Origin of the sequence: Leucobacter sp. M11 (genome assembly GCF_035726885.1) — a bacterium.
Classification (GTDB): domain Bacteria; phylum Actinomycetota; class Actinomycetes; order Actinomycetales; family Microbacteriaceae; genus JAPFRB01.
In genome coordinates this window covers 631,892-638,058 of record NZ_JAPFRB010000003.1, presented here as the reverse complement: position 1 = coordinate 638,058, position 6,167 = coordinate 631,892, and the positions used below count along the sequence as shown (strand labels likewise).

Sequence of the window (6,167 nt, the reverse complement as noted above, 5' to 3'; positions counted from 1 at the left end):
TGGGGATGAGGTCCGCCTCGCTCGGGGCGCACAGGATCCAGATGGTGCGCTCCGGGGGTTCCTCGAGCGCCTTGAGGAGCACGTTCGAGGTGCGCTCGGGCATCCGGTCCGCGTCCTCGATCACGATCACCCGGTAGCGGCCGACCGAGGGCGAGTAGTGCGCGGTGGTCGCGATTTCGCGGGCCGCCTTGATCTCGATGAGCACCTTCTCGGTGCTGAGCACGCCCAGATCGGGGTGGGTCCGCGAGCGGACCTGGGTGAGCACCTCGGGGCGCTCCGCGTCGGTGCGCGCAATGAGCGCCGCCGCGAACAGGAACGCGAGGTTGGAGCGGCCGGAGCCGGGCGGCCCGGTGATGAGCCAGGCGTGCGAGAGTTCCTCGCTGCCCGCGGGGTCCGCGGCGGCGGCCAGTCGGCGCACGGCCGCGTCCTGCCCCACGATTTCGCGCCAAAAGTCCATGCTCCCAGCGTAGCGGTCCCGGCGGACAGGTCCCCGGGAAATCCGCGGTCCGTGACGCAGCCGCGCCGGCAGGGGCCGGCTACGCGCGGGGCGGTTCGGGCGGGCTGGGCGGAGTCGGGACGAACGACGGGGCGGCGATCGGCGGAGCCGGGGATTCCGGGCCGCGCCGGTCCCGCACCCGGGAGCCCGACAGGACGCAGGCCAGGCCGCGGCGATCCCGGGTCGCCCAGACCGCGATGACGCTCCCCAGGACGAACAGGGACAGCGCGGGCCCGCTGGCGGGGTGGCTCCAGGCCATCAGCAGGCCGTAGCCGCCGATGCCGAAGAGGAAGCGCAGCGGACGGCCGAGCCAGGCGGGGAGCCCGTCGGCCTCCGTGCGCAGCAGCACCACGCGCTCGCCCAGGGTGGCCCCGCCCGTGAGCACCGAGACGAGCTGCGCCCCGAGGGGCAGCCACACGGCGAGCGCCGCGACCCAGTCGGGCTGCATGGCGGCCGGGTCGAGCCCCCAGAAGAGGGTGCCGAGGATGCGCCAGGCGAGCACGATCGCGCCGCCGACGAAGCCCAGGATCATCCAGTCGCTCAGCATGCCCAGGAAGCGGCGCCCCGCCGTGACCGGGGTGGGCAGCGAGGCGTCGACCGCCGCCGAGCGCCGCACCACGAGCAGCGCGAGGAGCGAGCCGAGGAGCGCGCCCAGGGTGTTCGCCATCAGGTCGTCCACGTCGAAGAAGCGGTAGGCGCAGTGGAACAGGCCCCACACGCCGGTCACCTGGGTCAGCTCGATGAGGAGCGAGGCGAGGAACCCGCCCAGCGTCGCCACGACGAGCCCGCGCCGGAACATGGCTCGGGTGAAGAAGCCGAGCGGGACAAACAGCGCCACGTTCAGCAGGATCTGCTGCACGGCCGGGTTTCGGATCAGCTCGGGAGCCGAACCCGAGGGGTAGTTCACGATGTCGCGCACGGAGTCAAAGGGCACGAGCTGCGGGGCGGCGCAGCGGAACTCCTCGCTCGCCGGGAGCGGGAGCAGCGTGTAGGTCCAGAGCGCGACGACGTAGACGAGCATCGCGACCCAGCCCACGAGCCACCAGAAGCCCGCCCGGCCGCGGCGGCGATAGCTGATCGCCACGATGGGCACGAACAGGAGCACGCTCGCCACCCCGCCGCCGAACACGGCCAGGAGCCCCGACACCATCTGATCCGTCACTGCGTTCCCTCCGTTCGGGCCCTGCGCCCGCGGTGCGATTCTACGCGGGCGTGGCCTGACCCCGCGGGAACGGGGACACCGCCCCGCCCGCACGTCACAGTTGTTTGACCCGGGGTAGAACAACTAGGCTTCTGGTGCACCCCACGAAAGCGAGGCACTATGAGCACCTCCCCGAGCGGTGGCACCATCGCCGCCCCTCCGCCCCGGACCGGCGCCCCGATGGGCCCGTCCGACTGCACCGTCGAGGTCCGCGACCTGAGCAAGCACTTCGGTCAGGTTCAGGCCGTCAGCCAGCTCAGCTTTACGGCCCGCCCGGGCCGCGTGACCGGTTTTCTCGGCCCCAACGGCTCCGGGAAAACCACGACGCTGTCGATGCTGCTCGGGCTCACCCGACCCGACTCCGGGACCGCCACGATCGGCGGCCTCCCGTATCACGAGCTCCCCCGGCCGGGGCTCACCGTTGGCTCCGCGCTGGAGGCCACGTTCCACGCCGGGCACACCGCGCGCCGTCACCTGCTCATTCAGGCCGCGGCGATCGGGGTCCCGGATTCCCGGACGGACGAGGTCCTGAGCCTCGTCGGGCTCGCCGAGGCCGCGAACCGCCGCATCGGCGGCTTCTCGCTGGGGATGCGCCAGCGGCTCGCCCTGGCCGCCGCGATGCTCGCAGACCCGCAGGTGATCCTGCTGGACGAGCCCATCAACGGCCTCGACCCCGAGGGCATCCGGTGGATCCGCGGCCTACTGCGCCAGCTCGCCGCCGCCGGGAAGACCGTGCTGCTCTCCTCGCACCTGCTCAGCGAGATCCAGCAGACCGTCGATGACGTGGTCGTCATTCGGCGCGGGCGACTTGCCTTCGCGGGCACCCTGCACGAGCTCGAACACCGCGTGACGGGCGAGACCGTGCTGGCCGACGCCGCGGACCGCGACGGCCTCGTGGCCGCGTTGAGCCGGGCCGGGGCGACGCTCGGCGAGGCCACGTCAACCGGCCTGCGCTTCCACGGGCTCACCGCCGAGGCCGTCGGCGTCGCCGCACTCGGCGCGGGGATCCCCCTGCGCCACCTGAGCGAGGCGGGGGGCGGCCTCGAACAGGTCTTCCTCGACCTCGTCGACGAGCGGCAGCCCCCCGCGGCCCCGCACCCCGGCACCGCCGCACAGCACCCAGAGGAGGGCCAGCGATGATCGCACGCTACGGTCGGAGCGTCCGCGCCGAAATCCGCAAGCTCACGGGCACCCGCGCCTGGTGGCTGCTCAGCCTCGTGCTGTTCAGCTACGTCGTCCTCATCGCGGTGCTGTTCGCGATCATGTTCAGCAGCATCGGCGAGCTCATCGGCGAGCAGGGCGGCTTCGCCCTGAACTCCCTCGCCAGCGCCCAGCTCGTCTACAGCGCCTCCACCTCCTTCGGCTACGCGATCCCGCTCATCCTCGGCGGCCTCGCGGTCACCGCGGAGGTACGGCACCGCACCCTCGTGCACACCTTCGCCGCGGAGCCGCGGCGCGGCATCGTGCTCCTCGCGAAGCTCTCGGTGCTCTTCGTGGCGGGCGTGCTGCTCGGCGTCGTTGGCCTGCTTGCCTCCGCCGGGGTTGGCGCCCTCACGATCAGCCTGACCGGTGGCGACCCGATGCTGGGCGCGCCCGAGGTCTGGGGCCTGTTCGGCCGCTCCCTGCTCACGATGGGGCTCTGGGGGGCCATCGGCGTCGGCCTCGGTGCCCTCGTGCGCTCGCAGGCCGCGGTGATCATCATCGCGCTGGCCTTCACCCAGTTCGTTGAGCCGATCCTGCGCATGGTGGCGGGGCTCTGGGACTGGTCCGCGGGCATCGGCCGCTTCCTGCCGGGCGCCGCCGGCGACGCCCTGACCGGCACGGGGCTGATGAGCGACCTCGGCTCACTCGACCCCACGATGGAGATGGCCACGGTCCCGCCGCTCGAGCCCTGGGCTGGCGGGCTTGTGATGCTCGGCTACGTCGTGGTGCTCGCGGGCGCCGCCTGGCTCACCCGCTGGCGAGCGGACGAGTCCTAGCCGGAGAGGCCCCCACGAGCACGGCGCCTAGACGCCGTGCTCGTGGGCGAAGATCACCGCGTGCACGCGGTCGCGCAGGTCGAGCTTGAACAGCACCCGCCCGACGTGGGTCTTCACGGTGGACTCCGAGAGAAACAGTCGCTGTCCGATCTCCTGATTGTTGAGCCCCTCGGCGATCGCACCGAAGACCTCGCGCTCGCGCTCGGTCAGCGCCGTGAGCGGTGAGGACTGCGCCGTTGGGGCTTGGGACGACTGGGCCTGGGCGGGGGACGCCGGGTGGCCGTCTCCGGGCGGCCCGCCCGCTGGCCCGGCGAAGCCGAGCGGGGCGTGTACGTTGGGCTCGCCCCCCTGCCCCGGGGCGGCCAGCTGCCGCATCAGGCGCAGCGTGACGCTCGGCGCCATCGCCGCGTCCCCGGCCGCCACCCGATGAATCGCGTCGACGAGTTCCTCTGGCCGGGCGTCCTTCAGCAGGAAGCCGCTCGCCCCGGCCCGGATGGCCGCGAGGGCGTACTCGTCCAGGTCGAAGGTCGTGAGCACGATCACCCGCGTCTCGGGGAACTCGCGCACAATCGCCGCGGTCGCGTCGATACCGTTCATCCCGGGCATGCGCACGTCCATGAGCACCACGTGCACGAGGGCTGCGGCCTCGCGGAGCCGGGCAAGGGCGGCGAGGCCGTCGGCTGCCTCCCCGACCACCTCGATCTCGGGCTCCGCCTGCAGGATCAGCCGGAATCCGGTGCGGATGAGGTCCTGGTCGTCCACCAGGAGGACTCGGATGGTGCTTTCGCTCACGCGGGTGCTCCTTCTCTCGGCATCGACGCGGTGTCGACGGCGTCTTCGTTCACGGGAATCACGGCGCGCACAACCCAACCGGGCTCACCGGTTACCGCCGGCCCGGCCGTCAGCGAGCCGCCGAACAGCCGCACGCGCTGCGCGAGCCCGGCGAGGCCCTTCCCAGAGCCGAGCCCGCGGATCCCGGGACCGCTCTCGGGGCGGGCCTGGCCCCCCGCGTCCCGCACCTCGAGGACGGTGCGGTCGCTCAGGTAGCGCAGCTCGACGGTGACCCGCGCGCCAAAGCCCGCGTAGCGGAGCGCGTTAGTGAGGGACTCCTGCACGACCCGGAATACGGCCAGCTCCTGTCCGCGGTCGGCGGAGGACACTCCCGTCTCGGTGAGCTCGACACGCAGGCCGGTGCCGCGGTAGCTCGCGATCAGCTCCGGCAGTTGCTGGGTGCCGGGTTGGGGGGTCAACTCGGTTTGGGCCGGGACCGCGGTGTCCTCGGCAAGCACGCCGAGCAGCCGCCGCATCTCCGCGAGGGCGCTGCGTCCGGTTTCCGCGCCGCGCAGCATCGCGTCGGCGGCCGCCTCGGGAGCCTTCGGCACGGCGCGAGCGGCCCCCTCGGAGAGGGTGACCATGACCGACAGGGAGTGGGCGACGATGTCGTGCATCTCCCGCGCGATCCGTGCCCGCTCGTCCTGCACCGCGATCTTCGCCCGCTGGTCACGCTCGCGGGCGAGCTGCTCCGCCCGGTCGATCAGCGCGGCGAGGTAGCGCCGCCGGTTCCCCATGTTGATGCCAAACATCAGCAGCACGAGCGTGAGCAGGGCCGAGATCAGCGTCGTCGTGAGCTTCACGTTAAAGGGCTCGCCCAGGGTGAAGCTGAGCACGGACATGCACGCGACCGTAAAGCCGAAGGCGATCCAGCCCCGCCGGACCGTGCCGTACACGGGAACCGCGTAGAGCGCGAAGAGCACCGCGACGCCGTCGGGCAGCGCCTGGCTGCCCAGCTCGATGAAGCCCAGCAGGGAGATCACGATGAGCCCCAGGAGAGGCAGCTTTCGCCGCCAGAGCAGGGCGAGGAACACGAGCAGTGTTTTGCCCCCGGCCACGAGGACGAGGGGGAAGCGCAGGTAATTGGGCAGCGCTTCGGCGTTGAAGCCGTCCAGGGTGGCCATCATGAGACAGCCGAAGAGGTAGCCGCCGGCGATCGTGCCGTCGACGACGAGGGGGTTATCCGCCAGAAAACGGCGCATCACCCCGGGGGGACGCGGCAGAAGCGCCTCCCCCGGAGTGAGTTGCCGTTCGGTCACACAGTGTCTCTCTGCTTGAGCAGGATGCCAGCCGGAATCAGCGCCGCGAGCACCCAGACGACCATTGCCGCCAGTGCCTGCCAGTATCCCATGCCCTCGCCGCCCATCGCTGCGCTGCCGTAGAGCTGCATGCCCAGGGCGCTCGGCACGTACGTGGCCGCGGTCTCGACCCAGGCCCAGCCGCTCATGCTCATGATCTGCAGGGCGGTCGGGGCCACGAAGAGAATGCCGACGACGATCGCGATGCCGCCCGCGGCGCTGCGCACGATCGCGCCGATCCCGAAGGAGAGCAGGGCGATGAGGGCGAGGAACACGGCGCCGCCGAGGAGCGAGGTGAAGACCTCGGCCCGGAACATGATCGACGGGGTGACCCCGGGGATGAGGATCGTGCTGATGACCGC

General features: G+C 71.9%; 6 protein-coding genes and 1 pseudogene. 2 read left to right on the top strand and 5 right to left on the bottom strand.

What is annotated here, in order from left to right:
* Together OOT08_RS11400 and OOT08_RS11395 are read right to left on the bottom strand one after the other, a co-directional pair.
* A partial coding sequence (locus tag OOT08_RS11400) for an ATP-binding protein (protein ID WP_442916224.1) occupies positions 1-457 on the bottom strand: 457 nt, incomplete at its 3' end.
* Positions 458-536: 79 nt separating this feature from the next.
* Positions 537-1,658, bottom strand: a complete 1,122-nt coding sequence (locus tag OOT08_RS11395; protein ID WP_325092749.1) for a VanZ family protein — start codon at positions 1,656-1,658, stop codon at positions 537-539.
* A gap of 159 nt (positions 1,659-1,817) precedes the next feature.
* On the opposite strand from OOT08_RS11395, the gene OOT08_RS11390 reads away from it, so the two are divergent.
* Together OOT08_RS11390 and OOT08_RS11385 are read left to right on the top strand one after the other, a co-directional pair.
* Positions 1,818-2,837, top strand: coding sequence for an ABC transporter ATP-binding protein (locus OOT08_RS11390; RefSeq protein ID WP_325092748.1), 1,020 nt, complete (start codon positions 1,818-1,820; stop codon positions 2,835-2,837).
* A complete protein-coding gene (locus tag OOT08_RS11385) occupies positions 2,834-3,676 on the top strand; it encodes an ABC transporter permease (protein ID WP_325092747.1) in 843 nt (280 codons plus the stop codon). Before OOT08_RS11390 ends, OOT08_RS11385 begins: the two co-directional genes overlap by 4 nt.
* 27 nt (positions 3,677-3,703) lie before the next feature.
* Here the strand turns inward: OOT08_RS11385 and OOT08_RS11380 are convergent, their stop codons facing one another.
* From OOT08_RS11380 to OOT08_RS11370, 3 genes and pseudogenes are all read right to left on the bottom strand, one after another.
* The gene (locus OOT08_RS11380; RefSeq protein WP_325092746.1) at positions 3,704-4,468 is read right to left on the bottom strand and encodes a response regulator transcription factor; all 765 of its coding nucleotides are present in this window, start codon (positions 4,466-4,468) and stop codon (positions 3,704-3,706) included.
* A complete protein-coding gene (locus tag OOT08_RS11375; protein WP_325092744.1) occupies positions 4,465-5,766 on the bottom strand; it encodes a sensor histidine kinase in 1,302 nt (433 codons plus the stop codon). Before OOT08_RS11375 ends, OOT08_RS11380 begins: the two co-directional genes overlap by 4 nt.
* Positions 5,763-6,167: pseudogene (locus OOT08_RS11370) on the bottom strand (hypothetical protein); the annotation flags it as partial. The pseudogene OOT08_RS11370 and the gene OOT08_RS11375, both read right to left, overlap by 4 nt.